Raw genomic sequence first — 19,995 nt, 5'->3', positions numbered from 1 at the left:
TGGTGCGTGTTCACGGGAGCGACTTTAGGAACGCCGGCCCGTGCCCACAACCATTTAGCGTAGCTTTTGATCGATCATCGAACGCCATCGTGCGAATTTCGCACGAATCAGGGGTTACACCTAGGTCCGATGGACCGCCGATGACCCCGCCGAATCAGAGACTGCGCCAGTAATCGATCAGCAGCTGCGCGAATTCGACCGGCCGCTCGACCGCGCTCACGTGCGCGGCATCGATGCTGGCGAGCCGCGCGTGGGGGATCGCCGCGGCGATGGCTTCCGACATCGCGAACGGCGTGGCCTCGTCCTGCAGGCCGCCGATCACCAGCGTGGGCACCGCGACGCGGCGGTTGCTGTCGCGGAAATCGATGGCCGCCACCGCGTTGCAGCTCTCGATGTAGGCCTGCGGATCGTTGGCCAGCAACACCGCCTGCAGCTGCTGGGCCGCCACCTGGCCCTCGGGCGTGGCCGCGAAGGCCGGCGTGAGCCAGCGCGACACCGCGCCCGGCGCGATCGCGGCCACGCCGCGCGCGGCCACGGTCTCGGCGCGCGCGCGCCAGGGTGCCTGGTCGGGATAGTGGGCCGAGGAGTTCGCGATGGTCACGGTGCGCAGCAGCTCGGGATGGCGCACGGCCAGCGCCTGCGCCGTCATGCCGCCCATCGACAGGCCGACGAAGTGCACCGGCTCGCCGCCGGCCTCGCGCTGGATCAGCTCGGCCGCGTCCTGCGCCAGCGTCTCGATGCGCAAAGCGCCCGGCACGCGCTCCGAGGCGCCGTGGTTGCGGTGGTCGTAGCGCAGCACGGTGTGGGCACGCGCGAGCTGCGCGGCCACGCCGTCCCACATGCGGAGGTCGCAGCCGAGCGCATGGCTCAGCACGACGATCGGGCCATTGCCTTCGCGGACGAGGTTCAGACGGGTCATGGTGCGGGTTCCTTCGAGAGGGGATGAAGACGGGGGAGCCAGAAGAAGGCGATGGTCAGCAGCGAGCAGGCGGCGGCGACCATGGGGATCACCATCGGCCAGGCGCCGTTCGAATAGTCGGCATCGACGAACAGCGCGGCGAACTGCCCGACGCAGAAGGCGACCATCATCATGCCGAAGCCCGACCACGAGACGGCGCGGCCCGCGAGCTGCGGCAGGTCGCCCACCGCGCCGGCCTGGCCGCAGGGCTGGTGGATGCCGTGGCCCAGGCAATAGACCGCATGGCCCGCCAGCAGCGGCACCGCGCTCAGCGGCGCGAGCCAGCAGCCCAGCACCTGGATCGCGGCGCCCGCCATGCTCAGCGAGGCGCCCAGTTGCACGGTGCGCACCGGCCCGTGGCGGCGCAGCAGCCGGCGGCACATGGTGGTGCTGAAGATATAGACCAGCGAACCGCCGGCCGGGATCCAGCCGTACCAGGCGGGCGACCAGCCGAGGTAGCCTATGTAGACCATCGGCGACAGCAGCAGGAAGCAGAACAGCCCGCCATAGGTCGAGGCCGCCACCGAGGCCCAGGCGCGGAAGGCGCGGCTCGCGAACACCACGCGCGTGCTGCCGCGCGGCGCCGAGGGCGTGTCGACGAAGCTCGGCCGGGTCTCGCCGAAGGAGCGCCAGCACAGCGCGAACAGCACCAGCGCATAGAGCGCCATCGCGCCCATCACCCAGCGCCAGCCCGCGCCCTGCACCAGCCAGGCGCCGAGCAGCGGCGCCACCAGCCCGACCACGCCCAGCCCCGTGAGCCCGCGCGCCATGACGTGCGGGCCCTCGTGGGCCGGATACAGATCGCGCACCGCCGCGCGCGCGCAGACCAGGATCGCCGCCATCGAGAAGCCCTGCAAGGTGCGCCAGCCGGCCAGCATGAACACGCTGCCCGCGAAGGCGCCGCCGAGCGCGGCCAGCGCATAGCAGCCCAGGCCCGCCAGCAGCACCGGCCGGCGCCCGAATCGGTCGGCCAGCGGTCCGCACAGCAGTTGCGCGAAGCCGAAGGCCAGCACGAACAGCGTGAGGCTGGTGCTGGCCGAACCGAGCTCCTTGGCGATCGCGGGCAGCGCCGGCAGGTAGCTGTCGGTGGCCACGGGCTGGGCCGCGAGCAGCAACGGCAGCAGCAGCGCGAAGCCGGCGTGCCAGCGGCCCTTCAGGTTTGCTGGTGGTCCTTGCGGCGCGCTCACTGCGCCGCCGCAGGCAGCAGGCCCTTCTCGCGCAGGATGCCGGTGGCGATGCCGAAGGCGTGGTTGGCGACCGGCACGCCGCAGTAGATGGCGGCCATCATGATCACTTCCTTGATGTCCTCGGGCGTGAGCCGCGACTCGGGCGGGCCGTCGAGCGCCGCGCGCACGTGCATCGCGAATTCCTCGTAGGCGTGGATGCCGAGCATCATCGACAGCACCATGAAACGGCGCGTCTTGTCGCCCAGCGCGGGGCGGCCCCAGATGTCGTTCCACGCATGGCGCGTGATCAGTTCCTGGAACTCGGCATTGAAGCTGTTGCGGTTGGCCAGCGAGCGGTCGACCCAGGCGTCGCCGAGCACGCGGCGGCGGTTGAGCAGGCCCGATTCGTAGCCGTCGGCGGGGGTGTCGGAAGAGGAAGTCATGTCCGGGAATCCTTGTTCGTGTGTTCTTGCGAATCTCAGGTGGGCAGCAGTTGCGCGCGCAGTGCCTTCACCTCGGCCAGCGCGATCTCGCCGGCGCGCACGGCCAGCGCGGGATCGAACCATTCGTCGGCCGCGTCGCGCGGCAGCTCGGCGCGCAGCCGGTCGATGTTGGCGCGCATGCGCGCGGCATCCACCTGCAGGCCCGGCAGCGCCGCCGCCATGGCGCGCACGCTGCCGTGCGCAGACATCAGCAGCTGCGGCCATTCGCCGAGCTCGGCCTGCCAGGCGCCGAGCGCGCGCTCGTGCTGTTGCGGCATGGCGCCGAGCAAGGCCGCCACGCGCTGCGGCGCGCGATGCGCGGCGGCGATCGCCACCATCGACGCCACCGGGTTGCGCTTGTGCGGCATGGCCGACGAGCCGCCGCGCCCGGGCTCGCTGGGCTCGGCCACCTCGGCCACCTCGTACTGGCCCAGCAGCGAGACGTCGACCGCGATCTTGCCGAGGCTGCCGGTCAGCAGACCGAGCTCGCAACCCAGCGCCACCCATTCGTCGCGCTGCGTGTGCCAGGTCGCGCCGGGGTCGGCCAGGCCCAGTTCCTTCGCCATGCGTGCGCGCACCGCGCCCGCCTGCGGCCCCATCTGCGCCAGCGTGCCGACCGCGCCGCCGAGCTGCAACTGCAGCGCGTGGCGCGCGGCCTCGCGCAACCGCAACCGGCTGCGTACCAGCGGCGCGGCCCAGCCCGCGCACTTGAAGCCGAAGCTGGTGACCGAGGCCGGCTGCATCAGCGTGCGCGCGAGCATCGGCGTGGCGGCATGCTGCACCGCGAGCTGCAGCAGCGCCTCGGCCGCCTTGGCGAGGTCGGTCTCGATCAGCGCCACCGCCTCGCGCGTGACCAGCGACATCGCGCTGTCGATCACGTCCTGGCTGGTGCTGCCGAAGTGCACGAAGGGCGCCGCCTCGGCATTGAAGAGCCCGACCGCTTCGCGCAGCGCCTTCACCAGCGGGATCGCCACGCTGCCCGCGCGGCCGCTCTCGCGCACGATCTTGGCCACGTCGAACAGCTCGACCTTGCAGCTGCCGACGATCGAGTGCGCCGCGCTCTCGGGAATCAGCCCCTCGGCTGCCTGCGCGCGCGCGAGCGCGGCCTCGAAGCGCAGCATCGCATCGACGAAGGCACGGTCGCTGAAGGCGCCCAGGGTTTCGGAAGTGGAGAGAAAGCCTTCGAAGATGCTCATGTCAGGGGGCGATGTGGGGGGTCGAATACGGGAGCGGACTTCCGGACGCAGAGGACGCGAAGGTTCCGCGAAGGTCGCGAAAGAAGGTCTCAAAAATTTTCTTGAATCCCTTTTGCGTTCTTCGCGAAACCTTCGCGTCCTCTGCGTCCGGCTGTTTGTCTTTCATCTCAGTAGCTCAGCCGCGCGCTGGCGCGCAACTCGTCGGCCGTCGCGCTGCCGAAGCCGAAGAACTCGAGGTAGGCCGGGATCATCTCGAACAGCATGTCGGTGCCGACCTGCACCGCGCAGCCCCTGGCGCGCGCCGCCTCGAGCAGCGGCGTGTACTCGGTCTTCATCACGACCTCGCCGACGAAAGTGCCGGCGTCGATGCGCTCGATGTCGAAGGGCAGCGGATCGTCGGCCTTCATGCCCAGCGGCGTGGCATTGACGATCACGTCGAAGCCCGCCGGGTCCTTCGAGCCGGTGGCCACCTTCAGTTGCGGATAGTGTTCACGCAGCCGCCCCGCCAGCGCCTCGGCCGAGGCCGCATGCGCATCGAACAGCATCAGCTCGGCCGCGCCCGCCGCCGCGATCGAGGCCGCGAAGGCCGAGCCCACCCCGCCCGCGCCCGACACCAGCACGCGCGTGCCCCGGAAAGGCCGGCCCTTGCGCTCCACGCCGCGCACGAAGCCCGCGCCGTCGAACTGGTCGCCCAGCAGCGTGCCGTCGGCCCGCTTGAGGATCGCGTTGCAGGCACCCGCGATGCGCGCGGTGGGCGTGACCTCGTCGACCAGCGACATCGTCGTGACCTTGTGCGGCATCGTCACCAGCGCGCCGCGCAGGTTGCTGAAGCGGAAGATCTGCGCGAGGGAGGCCGCGTAGTCCTCGGGCTTCACGCCCATCGGCACCACCACCGCGTCGATGCCCTGCTGCTCGAACCAGGGGTTGTAGATCATCGGGGCCTTGAAGGCCTCGGTGGGATAGCCCAGGTGGGCGATGAGCGTGGTCTTGCCGGAAATCATGCGCGAAGCCAAATAAAAAAAGAGGTTCAGGCCGCGCCGTAACGCAACGGCGTGGCGATCTCGGCGCGCATCGCGTCGGGATAGACGATCTCGCGCAGGAAGTCCGAGTCGGCACGCAGCGCCGCGGCCGCATCGGCATGGCCGAAGTAGTCGAAGTAGTGCGGCATCTGCTGGATCAGCATCTCGAAGCCGGCCTGCGCGTTGAGGCCGCGTGCACGCGCCGCGCGCACCAGCGGCGTGGGCTGGTTGCGCAGCAGGATGTCGAACAGCGCCGCGTGGCCGTCCATGCGCGCCACGTCGACCGGCGCTGCATCGTCGTCGGCCAGGCCCAGCGGCGTGGCATTGACGACCAGGTCGTAGCCCTCGGGCGCGTTGCTGTCCACCGCCACCACGCGGGCGTCGAAGAAGGCATCGAGCTTGGCGGCCACGCCCGCGGCCTTGCCCGCGGAGCTGTCGTAGAAGGCGATGTACTCGGCGCCATCGACCGTGCCGCCCTCGGCCAGCGCCACGCCGATGGCAGCGGCGCTCACGCCCGCGCCGAGGATCAGCACGCGCTTGCCGCGAAACGGAATCGCGAAGCGGTCGAGCGCGCCGATCAGGCCTTCGCCGTCGAACAGATCGCCCTCGAGCTGGCCGGCCTCGGTGCGGCGCACCACGTTGACCGACCCGGCCACGCGGCCGAACAGGCCCGCGCCCTCGAGCAGGTCGACCACCAGCGGCTTGTGCGGCGGCGCGATCACCATGCCGCGCACATTGCGCGCGAGAAAGGCCGACTTGAAGAACACCGCGAAGTCGCGCACCGGCACCTGCACCGGCAGCAGCACCGCGTCGATGCCGAAGCGCTCGAAGGCGGCGTTGAACATGCGCGGCAGCCGCACATTGCGCACCGGGTCGCCGGGAATCAGGTAGGCCTGCGTGCTGCCGCTGATGGGGAGGCTCATGGGCGTCTTTCCGTTCGTCAATCGCTCGTTTCGAGGCTGGATGCCCGGCTTTATAGTCCTTTCGTCCCGAGCTTGCTGGCGCCAAATCACCGTTTCGTTCGATCATCGATCTTTTTAGATCGTCAATCGTTCAAACCTAGGGTTTTTGCCCATCCATCGGGCGCTGCGGCCGGCCGGCGGCGCAGGCACACTCCCCGGTCATGAGCAACGATGACCCACCCGCACCGCCCGGCCTCGACAAGCGCGACTGGATCGCCGGCCTGGAGCGCGGCGTGAGCATCATCGAGGCCTTCGACGACGCCAACCCGCGCCTCACGGCGAGCCAGGCCGGCCAGCGCACGAACATGACGCGCACGGCCGCGCGCCGCTACCTGCTGACCCTGCAGCACATGGGCTATGTGGCGAGCGACGGCAAGCTGTTCTGGCTCACGCCGCGTGTGTTGCGGCTGGGCCAGTCCTACCTCGAATCGGCGCGGTTGCCGCGCGTGGTGCAGCCCTTTTTGCAGCGCGTGGCCGCGGGCACCAACGAGATCGCCTACCTCAGCGTGATGGACGGCGACGAGGTGGTCTACATCGCGCGCAACGGCCCCAACCGCAGCATGAGCACCGGCTACGTGCTCGGCGCGCGCGTGCCCGCGCAGGTCACGGCCTCGGGCATGCTGATGCTCGCGCTGCGCGGCGACACCGAGCTCAACGAATGGCTCGCCACGCGCCAGCTCACCGTCTTCACCTCGCACACCATCGCCAGCATGGAACGCATGAAGCTCGAGCTCGCGCGCATCCGCGCCCAGGGCTGGGCGCTGTCCGAGCAGCAGCTCGACCTCAACTCGCGAGGCATCGCGGTGCCGCTGCGCGACCGCCACGGCACGCTGGTGGGCGCGCTCAACATCACGATGCCGATGGGGCACGAAAGCTCGGAGGACGCGGTGGCGCGGGTGTTGCCGGTGTTGCGGGAGACGGCGCAGGCGATGCGCAACTTGATCTAGACCACTGCCCGCAGCGCGCGCCGCGAGCTGCTCACGCCGGTCAGCACCTCTTGCCCCGCACTCTCCGCGCAATAGTCCAGCGCCTGCCGCAACGCCGTATCCACGCTGCGCAACGACAGTTCGAATCGCGCCGCCGCTTCCACCCGCGTCATCTCATCGATGCGCAACGCGATCAGCACCGCGCGATGGCGCCGCGGCAACCGCTCGATCGCACGCTCCACCGCCGCCACATCGGAACGCGCTTCCGCAATCGACTCAGGCCCGGGCGCCCGGTCCACCAATTCATCGAGCGCAACCTGCTCCTCCCCCGCGTACTGCCACGGCCGATGGCTGCGCAGCCGGTCCACGGCGAGGTTGCTCGCCATGCGGTGGATGTAGGCCAGCGGGTTCTGCACATCGTGCGCCAAGCCCAGGTCGCCGAGCCGCAGCCAGGCCTCGTGCAGGCATTCGCTCGCGAGGTCGGGGCAGCCCAGGTGGCGCAGCAGCCGGCGCCGCAGGTGCTCGTAGTTCGCGACCAGGATGGCCTGCAGCGCGGCGCAACGTGGCGCGGAATCGGACGGCTCGCCACATGAAGCGTCGTCCAAGGAATGGTCTGCAGTGCGGCACGGGATGTTCAGGCTCATGACGGCTCCGTCTCGGTAGGCATCGGCTGACGAAAAAGGGGCACGCTGCCGCCCCGCCCCCGGTTCACGGGAGCCGGGACGCTGGCAGCGGATGGCGTGGGGCCTACCGGCCCTGCAAGGCGCGGCGTTCCTCGTCGGTCAGCCGGGCCACCTGCCGGGCATCGAACTGCCGGCCATTGCCCACGAGCTGCACGGGGTTCGCGGGGTCGTAGCGCACCGCGCTGTCGCCCGCGCGTCCGGCCGCGGGCGGCGGCGGGTTGCGGCTGCCGCCTTCGGCCGGCTCGTTGCCGAAGCCGAGCACGCGCACGGTGAACACCGAGGGCAATGCCTGGCGCGCCGCGGCGCGGTCGCGCTGCAGGCTCTCCTGCGCGGCCACCGCGGCCTGGGCCGCGGCCGCGCTGGCATTGGTCAGCGCGCCGACGTTCACGGCCGCGACCACCGGCAGGCCCTTGGTCTCGCCCTTGACCTGGATGTTGTCGGCATTGAGCACCTGCAGCGCGGCGATGTTGAGGTTGCCCGCCACGCGCAGCCCGGCATCGCCGGCATTCACGGTGCCGCTGGGCGCGACCAGGTCGACGTCGCCGTCGCCCACGGTGCCGATGCCGCTGCCGCTCATGTCCGACTTCTCGCGAACCACGGTCACGCCGTCGAGGTCGGTGACGACCTCGGGCGCCGAGGGCACGCGCAATGTTTTCGCGCCGCGGCCGGCGTCGATGTTGCCGACCGTGGACCAGATGATCTGGTCGCTGCCCTGCTTCGTCACCTCGGGCACGAAGGACAGGATGCGCGACTGGTTCACCGTGACATCGTCCTTGGCGAAGATGTCGATGTGGCCCGAGGCCAGCGTGACCAGGCCGTAGCCGGCCGGCACGGTGGCACCGAGCGCCGCCACCTGCAGTCCGCCGCCCGGCGTGAGCACGTTGATGTCGCCGCCGGCCATGGTGCGCAGCATCAGCGTGTTGGCCGCCACGTCGCCCTTCCAGTCCTTGCCCGGAAACAGCGTGTCGATCGCCGCGTAGCCGCGGTTGTAGCCGCCGTTGCGCGGCAGGCCGCCCGTGCCCGGCTCGTTCTGGTCGCGGCCGGCCTCGCGCAGCTCGAGCAGGAAGGCCTGGCGCAGGAACTGCTGGCGCGCCGGCTCGGGCAGCGCCTGGAAGCGGGTCCAGGCCTCGAGCGGCGCGAGCGTCTCGCCGGTCATGTCCAACATGTACGACACCAGGCCGCGGCGCACGGTCTTCTCCTGACCGCCGGGGCGCGTCTCGACCTGGTCCACCAGGTAGATCGGCACCTGCGTGCCGTCGGGCGCGCGGGTCTTCAGGTAGTCGGGCATCGAGGCCACGCGGGCCGGATCGAGGTAGGCGGCGGCGAAGGCGTCGTAGCCCACGGCGCCGTTGAGCCCGGCCATGGCGGTGATCGCCGCGCCGTTCGCGGGCAGGCCGTTGACCTGGGTATCGGGCACCGGCCGGTTGTTGCGGTCGTAGCGCTGGTTGGCCAGCGTGCGCACCTGCAGGTTGTCGGCGTAGATGTCGCGCCCGGCCGCCAGCGTCAGCGTGCCCGGGCCCTGCATCTCGATGTTGCCGGTCAGGCCGGTGCCGGTGCCGTTGTCGCGATCGAGCGCCGCCACCCGCACGGTGGCCAGGATGTCGTTGCCCGCCTCCAGCAAGGTGGTGTCGGAGGCGCGCAGGTTGCGCCCCGCCACGCGCACGCCGCGGATGTCGGTGCCCGCGCGCACCCAGGTCTGCTCGTTGGCCTTGAGGTCGAGCCCGAAGATCGAACCCTCCGCGGCATAGATGCGGCTGGGCTCGTAGTCGCCGGCCAGCGGCAGCACGGAGGGATTGCTGACGCTGCGCAGGTAGGGGTCCTTGATGAAGGAGGCGCCCGACCAGTTGATCATGTTGTCGAGCATGTCCTCCATGTTCATCTGGCTGAAGGGCGAACCGGCACCGGCGGGCATGGTCGGCGAGGGCATCATCGCCGGCGTGGCATAGGCCATCGCGAGCGGCGCGGCGAAGCGGATGTCGTTCTTCGCCGCCAGCGAGACGTCGTTGGTGGTGCCCGGCAGCACGTACAGCGGCCCCTCGATCGACAGCCCGCCATTGAGCGCCACCGCCGACAGCCGCGCCGGATAGCGGTTGCCGCCGAAGCCGACCAGCGTGTCGCGGTCGAAGCTGCGCAGCAGCACGTCGCGGAAGATGAACTCGTCGCGGTTGACGAAATGGATGTCGCCGCCGGTGGAGACCAGCTTCAGCGCGCTGCGGTCGGTGTAGCCGCTCATGTAGGCGCCGTAGTTGAGCTGCTGCCCGTCGGCGCGCAGGCCCTCGCCGTAGGTGACCAGCAGCGGATCGACCACCGTCTGCAGCACCAGGTCGCCCGCGGTGCGCAGGCTCAGGGTGGCATCGCCGAGCGCGAGCACCGGCGCCACGCCGTAGCTGGTGCGCGTGATGCCGCCGACGCTGTCGTCGCGGCTCAGGGTCACGGTGCGCCCGACGGCGGTCTCGCCCGCGCGGATCTCGCCCGCGCCGCGCGCCACGTAGTACTGGCCGCCACGGATCGCGCCGCCGGCCTCGACCTGCATCGCGCCGCCGTTGCGCATCTCGACGCTCATCGCCTCGCCCGCCGAGAGCCCGCCGCGCACGCGCATGTTGGTGGGCAGCGCGACCAGCAGGTTGCGCAGGTCGCCGCCGGCATGCACCGTCACGTTGCCGCCGCCGAGCGCGCCCACGCCCTGCTGGAAGCGGCCGTAGTCGATCCACCAGCTCGACTGCTCGGTCGGATGGATCACGGGCCCGTACACGCCGTCGGGGCCCACGGCGTTCTCGCCGTTGGTGTACGGGCCGAAGTAGCGCTGCGCGTTCAGCGTGCCCTGCCGGTTGAGCCACTCGGTGAAGCGCTGCCCCGCGGGCGCGGCGTCGATGCTGCCCTGCACGCCGATGTCGAGGTGGCCACCGTCGACGCCGTAGCTCGCGTTCGGGTTGGCGGTGGTGAAGTCGCTCCACGCCGTCGTGTCCTTGCGGCCCGCGGTGTAGATCGCCGACTCCTTGTGCGCCAGCGTGAGGTCGCGCCCCGCGCGCAGCTCGAGGTCGCCGGTGCCGGTGCGCACCAGCTTGCCGGCGCCGTTGTCGGGTGCGGGATCGCTGTCGCTGGGCTGCGCCGTGTTGGCGGTGCCGATCACGACCGAGCCCTTGCCTTCGGCCTGCGCGGCCAGCGGCTTGAGCGCGAGCACGTTGGCCGAATCGAGGTCGCCGCCCGCCACCAGCCGCAGGTTCCACGAGGCACCGGGCCGCAGCACGCCGCCGCGGTCCGCCTTGTCGAAGCCGTCGCTCAGGTGGCCGTTGATCAGCAGGTTGCCGCCGGCGCGCAGGGTCAGCGTGCCGTCGCGCGCGCCCGGCAGATCGGCGAACAGGTTCCAGTCGCCGTTGAGCGCGAGGTCGCCGGCGCTGCGGATCTCGATGCCCGGCATGACCGCGAGCCCGGTGCCCAGGCGCCCGGCGATCGCGCCGGCGGCGGCGCTGAAGCGGCGCGCATCGGCGATCGCCTCGGCCTTGATCGCATCGACCGTGCCGTCCTGCGCCTCGTAGCTGCTCGTGCCCTCGAGCACCGCCGAGCGCGCGCCCGTGACCGCGACGTTCAGTGCGCCGACCTCGATCTCGTCGTGGCCCGCGTTCTGCCGCGCGCGCAGGCGCACCTTGCCGCCCTCGTTGCCCGCCACGTCGATCTGGCCGCCGCGCAGCTCGAGCCGGCCGCCGGCCGCCTCGAGCGTGACGCGGCCGCTGCCGAGTTCGCCGGTCGCGCCGGCCAGCAGCTTCGCGCCCTCGCGCATCGCCACGCCGTTGCCGCCGGTGATGCGGATCGTGCCGCCATAGGCCGAGCGCGCGTCCACGGTGCCGGCGATGTCGATGCTGCCGCGGTCGGCAGTGAGGCCGAAGTCCTCGACCGTCGTGAGCCCGCCGAGCACCACGTCGCCCTGGCGGATGCGGAACTGGCGCGAGCGGTTGAAGCCGGCGTCGTTCAGGCGCTGGCTGAAGCCCGCGAAGTCGGGCAGCGCCTCGATGTCGAGCGAGAAGCTGCCGGCCTTGCCGCCGGCGCCGGCCTGCGCGGCGATGGTGCCGTCGAGCACCACGGTGCCGCCGTTCGACGCGGCCAGGCCCAGGGTGCCGGCGCTGCCGCCGCCCGCGTGTGCCGCCAGGCCGAGCCGGCTGCCGGCCTCGAGCCGGACGTCGCCGCCCACGGCCGCGAGGTCGATGCGGCCCGCGTCGGCGTATTCGGCCAGGTCGAAGAAGCGCTTGGCGAAACCGCCCACGTCGATCAGCGCGCCCTCGCCCAGCACCAGGCTGCCGCCGGTCGCCGTCATGCCGATGCTGCCGCCGAGCGCGACCGCGCGGCCGCCGAAGTCGATGCTCTTGCCGCTGAGCGTCAGGCGCGCACCCAGGCTGTCCTGCAGGTCGGAAGGCGTCGCCGTCCCCGCACCGCCGCCCGTCACGCGCAGCGCGCCCTGGGTGGCGATGGTCTGGGCCGCGCCGCCGCGGCCGGTCAAGAGCGGCGTGGCCAGGGTCAGCGCCGCGGCGCCGGTGTCCACCGCACCCGCGCTCGCGCCGACGATCTGGTCGCGCCCCGCCAGCGTGACCGCGCCGAAGCCGGTGAAGTCCTTGCGGCCCGCGCCCAGCACCAGCGTGCCGGCATCGAGCGCGAAGGCGCCGTTGCCGGTGCCGCTGCCACCGGTGCCGCCGCCGCTGTTGATCAGCGTGACCGCATCGCCGCGGATCGTCACGTCGCCCGCGCCGCGGCCGACGAAGGCGGCGCCGTCGAAGGTCAGCGAGCGCAGGCCGGCCGCGCCGAGGTCGAGCGAACGGTAGAGGTCGAAGTCCGAATAGCTGCGCAGGGTCAGGCGCTGCGAGTTGGCGAGCTGCGCCAGCGCGCCGCTGTCGAGCACCATGCCCTCGGTGCCGCCGCCGAAGCCGATGCGGCCGGCCGCCACCGATAGGTCGGCGCCGGCGATCCGCGCCGAGCTCGCGAGCTCGGTGGTGCGCGTCGCGTCGATCAGCAGCGCGGCGCCGCCATCGACCAGCGCGCCCGCGCCGATCGTGACCAGGCCGCCGCGCGTGGTGTCCACGTTCTGGCGCAGCACCTGCACCGCGTCGCCGGTGGCCAGGCGCACCAGCGCGCCCCAGTCCTTCGTCGGCGAGGTGAGCACGTCGTCGGCCGCGTCCCTGGCGTCGATCACGCCGTCGCCGTTGTCGTCGAGGTTGCCGTCGGGATCGGTGTAGACCGCCGGCGCCTTCGGCTTCATCACCAGGTTGCCCGAGCCGCGGCCGCCCGCGCCCTTGGCACGCACCCGGCTGCCGCCCTCGATCGCCACCTGCTCGCTGGCCGCGAGGATGATCTCGGGCCCGCTGAGCTCGGAGCCCTCGCCGTTGCGCACCACGATGTCGGTGGCCGTCACGTCGATCTCGAGGCCGAGCGCATTGCCCTGGCGCTTGCCGCCCACCAGCAGGCTGCCGGCGCCGAAGTTCGACAGGCTCGCCGAGTCGATCACGAGGTAGCCGTCGGCCTGCAGGCCGGCCGCGTCCAGGCCGGCGCCGACGATCGCGATCTTGCCGCCCGCGATGTCGACCAGCCCGCCGCGGCCGCCCGCATCGGGCGCCGAGCGCAGCGTGCCGTCGAGCGTGAGCCGCTTGCCGGCATCGAACACCACGGCGCCGCCGTCGCGCGGCAGCCGCGGCGTGACGACGTTCTGGCCGGTCAGCCGGTACTGCGTGAGCTTGAAGGCGTCGGACGAGAAGAAGTCGTTGGCCGTGGCTTCGTTGTATTCGGTGTACTTGCGCAGCGTGCCGCCCGACATCACGCGCCAGGCCGAGGCCTGCGCGTCCTGCTGGCCGCTCAAGGCATTGCCGCCGCGGCCCTGCATCACCAGGCTGCCGTCCGAGGCCAGCGTGGCCGGCGCCAGCGCGCCGCCCCAGGCCTTGCCGGTGGCCTGCACCGCGAAGGCGCCGGGCAGGAGCGCGAAGCGCGCGGGCAGCAGGTTGTACCAGCCGGCCGCCAGGCCCGGCCCGCCCGCGAGCCACACGCGCTGGCCCGCTTCGGCGGCGCTCGCCGGCGCGGTGGCGGTCTGGCCCGGCAGGATCGCGTAGGTGCCGGGCCGGTTCAGCACGTCGTACGAGCCGCCCGGCCCGGGCACGAACTCCCAGGCATAGAGATCGCCGCCACCCGCGATGTCCACGGTCGCGCCGCGCGCCAGCGCCACGTCGGGCGACTTCAGCGTGATGCGTTTCTCCGGCGGCGCGGCCAGCGAGCCGGCCGAGGGATTGGCCGCGTCCACCGCCTTGGTGGGATCGTGCCAGTGCTCGTCGTTGAGCAGGGTGCCATAGGGCACGACCACGCCGGCGCCCGACACCGAGGTCAGGCTGTCGGCGCCCAGCGCGAGACGCTCGCTCGCGGCCAGTTCGATCTGGCCATGCGGCGCGCGCAGCACGCCGTTCTGCGCGATGGTCGGTGCCTCCAGGCGCAGGGTGCCGCCGGCCGACAGCGGCGCGTCGCCAGGCTCGCCGAGCCGCTCGACCGCGATCGAACCGGTGGCGCGGATCACGCCGGTCATGCCGGTGCTCGGATAGACCTGGCCGGCCGCGAGCACCAGTTGCCCGTCGACGTCGAGGTTCAGCTGCAACCGGGTGTCGTCGTTGATCTGCTCGGGCAGCGCGCCGCCGATGCGGATCTCGCCGGCCTCGAGCCGCGTACGGCCGAAGCCGCCGATGCGCGCCGTGCCTTCGGGCGACACGCCCGCCTCGTTGCCCGAGACGATCTCGATCAACCGGCCCGCGAGCTTCAGTTCGCCCTGGGCCTCGGGCACCTCGGCCACGAGCGAGGCCGAGGCTGGCCCCGGCACGGTCAGCAGCGTGAGGTGCGGCGCGCTCAGCGACGACGAGGTGCCGGCGTGTCCGAGGATCCGGCCCTGCAGCGAGATCGCCCGGCCCATCCTGATGTGCGCGTCGTCGAGGCGGATCGACCCCTGCGAGGAATTCACCAGCGCGAGGTCGGCGAAGCCGCCGTTCGCGAAGGACCGCGGGCGCAGCGTCAGCGCGAAGGCCTGGCCCGGCTTCTGCATGATCTCGCGCAGCAGGTCGCCGCCGAACATGGCGTCGCGGAACAGGTCGAGCGCGGCCGGCGTCAGCCCGAACTGCGCCGGATCGAGCGCCCCGACCGGGCCGGGCGCCGGCAGGCGGTCGGACAGCACCAGCTCCTTGCTCTCCGAGAGCCGCGCCAGCAGGCTCGACGGAATGATCATCGTGCCCTCGACCTCGTAGCCGAAGCTGCGCAGGCCCGGCGCCCAGTCGTAGTCCAGGCCCTGGCGCCAGTTGTTGCAGGCGCCGTCGACGAAGAAGCCGAAGCAGTCCGGGTCCTGCAGCGTCTGGCTCAGGCGCTCCAGCGGCGAACCGCCGGGCGCGACGGGCACATCCATGTTGATCCGGATGCGTCCGCCGATACCGCCGGGGCCGCCCGCGTGGCCCACCAGCGTGCTCTCGATCAGGCCCTGGCCCTTGACCTGAATCAGGCCGCCGTCGCTGTCGAGCCGGATCTTCGGCGCCGGCTTCGGCAGCTGCGTGCCGTTGCGGCCGGTGTCGGCCACGCCGTCGATCTCGCCGGTGGCGCCCGACACGTCGATCAGCGCGTCCCGCTCGAGCCGCACCTCGCCGGCCTGGATGTCGACCGTGCCGCCGTCGCGCACCTCCCCCACCTGGCGGCCGCGGCTGTCGGTGGAGATCAGCGGCACGCCGCGCGCCAGCAGTTCGCCGCCGGAGCGCAGCGTGACCTGGCCGCCCGACAGCGAGATGCCGCCGGCCGGCGCGTCGAGGCGCCCGGCCACGTCGACCGTGCCGAGTTGGCCACCGGCGCCGAGCGACAGGCTGCCGCCGATGTCGGTGCGCACCACCGCACCCGCCCCGACCGAGATCGGGCCGTTGGCGGTGCCCAGCGACAGCGCCGCGTTCTTGCGCGCCGCGCGCTCCTCGGGCCGCAGCACGCCGATGGGCGCGGCCTCGGCCAGGCTGGCGCCGCCGGGCAGCTGGCGCCAGTCGAAGTTCGAGAGATCGAGGCTCACGGCCTGCTGCGACACCGTCACGCCCTCAGGCACCGCGATGCCGCCCTCGCCACGCACCGCGACCGTGACGCGGCCGAAGCCGCGCTCGCCGTAGAGCGTGGGCGGCAGCAGCGTCACGAGCGGCTTGCCGGTCTCGGCATCGGTGGCGGCGCTGCCGCCGATCTGCACCGGCGACAGCACGTCGAGCACCAGGCTGCCCGCGGAACCGGCCGCGAAGGCGCGCAGGTTGAGCGCGCCCAGGTCGAGCTCGGGCGTCACGCCCACCAGCGTGATCGACCCTGCGTCGCCCACGCGCAACGTGGGCAGGCCGTTCTTCGCGACGTCGACACGGCCGCCGCCCGAGACGTCGAAGACCGCCGCCGGGTCGGCCGCGATCTTCGCCACGCCGAGCGAGATCGCGCCGCCGTCGATGGCCCAGGCACCGCTGGCCGGGCCTTCGCGCCAGGTGTTGAGCCACTGGCCGCTGGCATCGAGCCGGCCCTGCGCGCCGATCTCGAGCGCGCCGTTGCTCGACGACAGCCCGATGCGCCCGCCGGGCGCGCGGATCTGGCCGAAGATGCGGATGTCCCGGGTCGAGCCCTCGGTGCCCGCCACCGTCAGCGAGGCGCCCGGCGAGAGCTGCAGCGCCGCGCCGGCCGCGAGTTCGAAGTCGCCGTTGATGGTGTTGAGCACGATGCTGCCCATGCCCGAACGGCTGAGCATGTCGTCCGACAGGAAGCTCAGCTTGCGCGAGCCCTGCTCGTCGGGCTTGAGTTGCACGTAGAAATCGTCGCCGAGCGTGGTGAGCGCGCCGAAGTCCTTGGCCAGCCGCTTCGGATCGTGGCTCACGATGATGGTGCCCGGCGACCAGGGCCGGCCGTCGGGCGTGTTCTCGCCGAGCTCGAGGCGGCCGCCGAGGCTGGCCGCGGCCTTGGCCTGCGGCCGGTCGCCCGCCACCACGCCGCCGAGCATGTCGCCCTCGAGCACCATCGCGTCGCCCGCGTAGATGCGCAGGTCGCCGGCCTTGCGACCTTCTGTGTAGCCGGCTTCCTTGTAGTTGGCGCCGATCAGCGGCGAGCGCCAGCTCTCCTTCACGCCCCAGCGCGCGTGCTCGCTCGCGTACTCGCCCGCGATGCCGGTGTAGGTGATGTCGGGCAGGGCCTTGTCCATCGTGTGCACGCGGCCATCGGCGCCCATGAGCTTGGTCGCGGTGTTCATGCCGTCGGAATAGCGCACCGAGCCGCCCGACACGTCGAGCACCGAGCCCGCGCGCGTGATCACCGCACCGCCCGCGCGCAGGTTGATGCTGCCCGCGCTCGCCGACAGCTCGGCGAGGTCGGTCTTGCCCACGCCGACCCAGCCCGACACGTCGGCCAGCGGCGTGCCGACCCAGGCGCCCGGCACCAGCGTCTTGCCGTCGGGCCCGGTCACCCATTGCACGCCCGTCATCGGGCCGGCGTCGAACATGCCGTTGGCGCGCCGGTCGACGATCACCTTCTTGCCGCGCAGCCAGGAGTCGAGCAGCAGCGGCGAATCGCGCAGCTCGTTGATGCGCAGCTCGGCCTCGACGAAGTTGCGCGACATGTCGACCTGCATGCCTTGCAGCCCGGCCACGCTCAGGAAGGCATCGCTGTCGATGTAGATGCGGCTGGCGTCGCCGAGGCTGCCGGGCTTGAAATACGGCAGTTGCGTGAACATCGGGTTGACCGCCGACTCGGCCGCGATGGTGCCCGCGGGCACCAGCACGCCCGCCTTCGGCCGCACGTCGATCAGCTGGCCGTACAGGGCCACGCGGCCCGGCTGGTAGCGCGTGGCGAGCGCCGAGGCCTCGATCTCGCTGCGGTCGCCCGCATCGGGCAGCACCTGCGCGAGACTGCCCTCGCCCAGCGTGAGCGTGCCGGCCGACCAGTTGACCAGGTCGTCGACGCCGTCCGAGTACATGTGCGTGCCCAGGCCCCAGGCACGCAGCAGGATCGAGCCGCTGCGGTTGTTGAGCGCGGTGGTCGCGGCCAGCACGCCCGACTGCCGCACGTCCTGCGCCTGCAGCGTGATGTTGCCGCGGTCGGACTGCACGGTGCCGGTGTTCACCACCTCGTAGCCCACGGACTTGGCGCGCGCGGCCATCTCGGGCATCACCACGTCGCGCAGGCTGTTGACGAAGTTCGCGTCGCCATACACCGGCACGAGCTTCAGCGCGCCCTGCACCTGACCGCCGGTGAAGGCCCAGCCCGGCACGGCCGACACCGCCACGTCGAGGCCGCGCGGCGCGTTCGGGTCCTGGGTCGAGGGCGTCTTGAGGTAGACGTTCTCGCCGGCCGCCAGGATCACCTGGCCGTCGGGCGCCGTGATGTGGCCCGCGTTGCGCACCTTGGGCGCGAACAGCATGACCTTGCCGCCCGACTCGACCGCCAGCCGCGCGCCGGCGTCCACGCGCACCTCGCCCGGCGCCGCGCCGGGATCGAAGCGGTCCACGCCGCCCATGCGGTCGGGCGCGCCGCCCTCGCCGGGTACGAAGCCCGAGGGGCCGTAGACATCGGGCTTGATCGCGGTGAACAGGCCGAACTGCGGGATCGCGAAGTCGTTGCCCTGGCCGTCGAACTTCTGCGGGTTGTTGATGCCGAGCTTGAACTGCTGGTCCGACAGCGCGAGGCTCGAGGCGACCAGCGAGCGCGTGTTGACCTGGCTGGTGCCGTTGAAGACGATGCCGTTGCGGTTGATCAGGTAGACCGAGCCGTCGGCCTTGATCCGGCCCGCGATCTGGCTCGGCCGGCCGCTCGGGTCGTTGATGCGGTTCAGCGCGATCCATGCATTGCTGCCGTCGGGCAACGCACCGCCGGCCTGGTCGAAGCGCACCGTGGTGTTGCGGCCCACGTTGAAGCTCTCCCAGTTGAGGATCGCCTTGTCCGCCGTCTGCTTGATGTCGACCTGGGTGCGTCCGCCCGCGGCCGTCTGCACCGGCGCGTTGGCGTTGAGCCAGCCGGCGGTCAGGCTGTTGGTGTCGACCGCGAGCCCGCCGGGCGCGAGGCCCTCGGGGATGTCTGTGCCGTCGTTCTGCGCCGCCTGGCGCGCGGCCGCCTGCGCCGCCTGCTGGGCGGCGATGGTGCGCGCCGCCATGTCGAGGTTGCCGATCGAGCGCCGCAGCTCGTCGCTGGCGCGCTGCTGTCCGGCCGGGTTCGTCAGCATCGACGCGGGCATGCCGTTGGGCAGCCGGCCCGTGGCCGCGGCCGCGCCCTGCACGGTGGTCTTGTTGGCGAACCAGGCGCCGCTGAAGGCGCGCTGCGCCTGCGCATCGGCGAGCGCGCCATTGGCGACCAGCGTCACGGCAATGGCGCGCGCGATCGGTGCCATGCGAAAGCGCCTCCGGGCCGGCTGGTTGGTCGATGGGGTGCTTGCGCCCAGGGATCCGCGTGTGCTCATGAGAAGTGCTTGCCCGAAAGTGGAGGTCGTGGAGTTCCGCGCACCGGGGGCGGCGCGCTGAATTTCCGGTGCGCTAAGACGAACGGGCCGCGCGCAAACCCCCAACTTTTTTTGGGCCGCTGTTTCAGCTCAGCAGCAGCAGCCCGCCGGGCAGCGATCGCGCGCGCAGGCCGAAGGTGTGCTCGAGCTGCGCCAGCGCCGAATCGAGCGAGGCCAATCGGAAGCGGCCGCTGACGCGCTTCTCGCCCGCGGCGGCGTTCACCAGCAGCACGCGGCCCGCGCGGTAGCGATCGATCTCGGCCAGCACCTCGGCCAGCCGCGTCTGGTCGAACACCAGCTCGCCGCGCCGCCAGGCCGACACCTTGTCGAGCGCGACGCGCGCGATGCCGCTGAGCGAGCGCGCGTCGTACACCGCCTGCTGGCCGGCCTGCAGCGCGCGCACGCCGGCCGGATGCTCGATGCGCAGCGCGCCCTCGATGCAGGTCACGCAGACCTTGCCGTCGAGGTGCCGCACCTCGAAGCGCCCCGCGTGCGCGAGGCTGCGCCCGGCGCCGGCCACCACGCCGAACGGGCCGCCCTCGGCCAGCAGGTCGATCGCGGCCTCGCCCGACAGCAGGTCGATGCCGGTGAACTGTCCCGCGACACGCTCGCGACGGATCCGGGTCTGGGTGTTGAGCGTCACCTGCACCCGCGAGGCCAGCGCCAGCGTGCGCTGCTCACCGACACCGGTGCGCTCGTCGGCCACGTCCTCGCCCGCTGCGGGCCAGAGCCCGCCCGACGGATAGGCCACCACCGCCACGCCGGCCACCGCGGCGGCGCTCACGGCAGCGCCGAGAAAGGCGCGACGCCCGAAGCTCCGGCCCTGCCGCGCGCGCTCGTGCGCCGCGGCCGCCGCCGGGCGGGTGCGCAGGTACTCGCCGCTCACGGGCCGCAGCGCCGCCCAGCGCTGCTTGACCTCCTGGAAGGCCGCGCGATGCGCCTCGCTGGTATGGAGCCAGCGCTGGAAGGCCTCGGCGTCCGAGGCCTTGACCTCGCCCGAAGCGAGCAGGCGCAGCCAGACGCGCGCCTGCGCCGGCAGCGCGTCGCCCGATGTGTCGCGGTCGTCGGCCGATGCCCTCATGGCTTCATGCGGGCCAAGGCCGGTGCGCCGTGGAAAC

General features: G+C 72.2%; 10 protein-coding genes. 1 reads left to right on the top strand and 9 read right to left on the bottom strand.

The window, feature by feature from the left end:
- Positions 1-154: 154 nt before the first annotated feature.
- The 6 genes from ACEN9J_RS01205 to ACEN9J_RS01180 form a co-directional block, all read right to left on the bottom strand.
- Positions 155-919, bottom strand: a complete 765-nt coding sequence (locus tag ACEN9J_RS01205) for an alpha/beta fold hydrolase (RefSeq protein ID WP_413763063.1) — start codon at positions 917-919, stop codon at positions 155-157.
- Complete coding sequence (locus ACEN9J_RS01200; RefSeq protein WP_413763062.1) at positions 916-2,145, bottom strand: MFS transporter; 1,230 nt, start codon at positions 2,143-2,145, stop codon at positions 916-918. Before ACEN9J_RS01200 ends, ACEN9J_RS01205 begins: the two co-directional genes overlap by 4 nt.
- Positions 2,142-2,567 (bottom strand): carboxymuconolactone decarboxylase family protein, encoded by a 426-nt coding sequence (locus ACEN9J_RS01195; RefSeq protein ID WP_057596430.1) that lies wholly within the window; start codon positions 2,565-2,567, stop codon positions 2,142-2,144. The genes ACEN9J_RS01200 and ACEN9J_RS01195 overlap by 4 nt, the downstream gene beginning before the upstream one ends.
- Before the next feature lie 35 nt (positions 2,568-2,602).
- A complete protein-coding gene (gene pcaB, locus ACEN9J_RS01190; protein ID WP_057596429.1) occupies positions 2,603-3,802 on the bottom strand; it encodes a 3-carboxy-cis,cis-muconate cycloisomerase in 1,200 nt (399 codons plus the stop codon).
- 167 nt (positions 3,803-3,969) lie between these two features.
- Positions 3,970-4,803 (bottom strand): shikimate dehydrogenase family protein, encoded by an 834-nt coding sequence (locus ACEN9J_RS01185; RefSeq protein WP_413763061.1) that lies wholly within the window; start codon positions 4,801-4,803, stop codon positions 3,970-3,972.
- A gap of 26 nt (positions 4,804-4,829) precedes the next feature.
- The gene (locus tag ACEN9J_RS01180; RefSeq protein ID WP_413763060.1) at positions 4,830-5,744 is read right to left on the bottom strand and encodes a shikimate dehydrogenase family protein; all 915 of its coding nucleotides are present in this window, start codon (positions 5,742-5,744) and stop codon (positions 4,830-4,832) included.
- 200 nt (positions 5,745-5,944) lie between these two features.
- Between ACEN9J_RS01180 and ACEN9J_RS01175 the strand changes: the two genes are divergently transcribed.
- Positions 5,945-6,730 (top strand): IclR family transcriptional regulator C-terminal domain-containing protein, encoded by a 786-nt coding sequence (locus ACEN9J_RS01175; RefSeq protein WP_296782130.1) that lies wholly within the window; start codon positions 5,945-5,947, stop codon positions 6,728-6,730.
- Here the strand turns inward: ACEN9J_RS01175 and ACEN9J_RS01170 are convergent.
- The 3 genes from ACEN9J_RS01170 to ACEN9J_RS01160 all read right to left on the bottom strand — a co-directional run bounded on the left by ACEN9J_RS01170 (position 6,727) and on the right by ACEN9J_RS01160 (position 19,958).
- The gene (locus ACEN9J_RS01170) at positions 6,727-7,353 is read right to left on the bottom strand and encodes an RNA polymerase sigma factor (RefSeq protein ID WP_413763059.1); all 627 of its coding nucleotides are present in this window, start codon (positions 7,351-7,353) and stop codon (positions 6,727-6,729) included. The genes ACEN9J_RS01175 and ACEN9J_RS01170 overlap by 4 nt on opposite strands.
- Before the next feature lie 103 nt (positions 7,354-7,456).
- Entirely contained in the window at positions 7,457-18,769 is an 11,313-nt protein-coding gene (locus ACEN9J_RS01165) for a filamentous haemagglutinin family protein (protein ID WP_413763058.1), read from the bottom strand.
- A 193-nt stretch (positions 18,770-18,962) separates the two neighbouring features.
- Positions 18,963-19,958, bottom strand: a complete 996-nt coding sequence (locus tag ACEN9J_RS01160) for a FecR family protein (RefSeq protein ID WP_413763057.1) — start codon at positions 19,956-19,958, stop codon at positions 18,963-18,965.
- Positions 19,959-19,995: the final 37 nt, after the last annotated feature.

Source organism: Variovorax sp. Varisp41 (assembly GCF_047325085.1).
Classification (GTDB): Bacteria; Pseudomonadota; Gammaproteobacteria; order Burkholderiales; family Burkholderiaceae_C; genus Variovorax.
The sequence above is the reverse complement of the archived record's forward strand: the minus strand, read 5'-3'. Positions and strand labels throughout refer to the sequence as shown.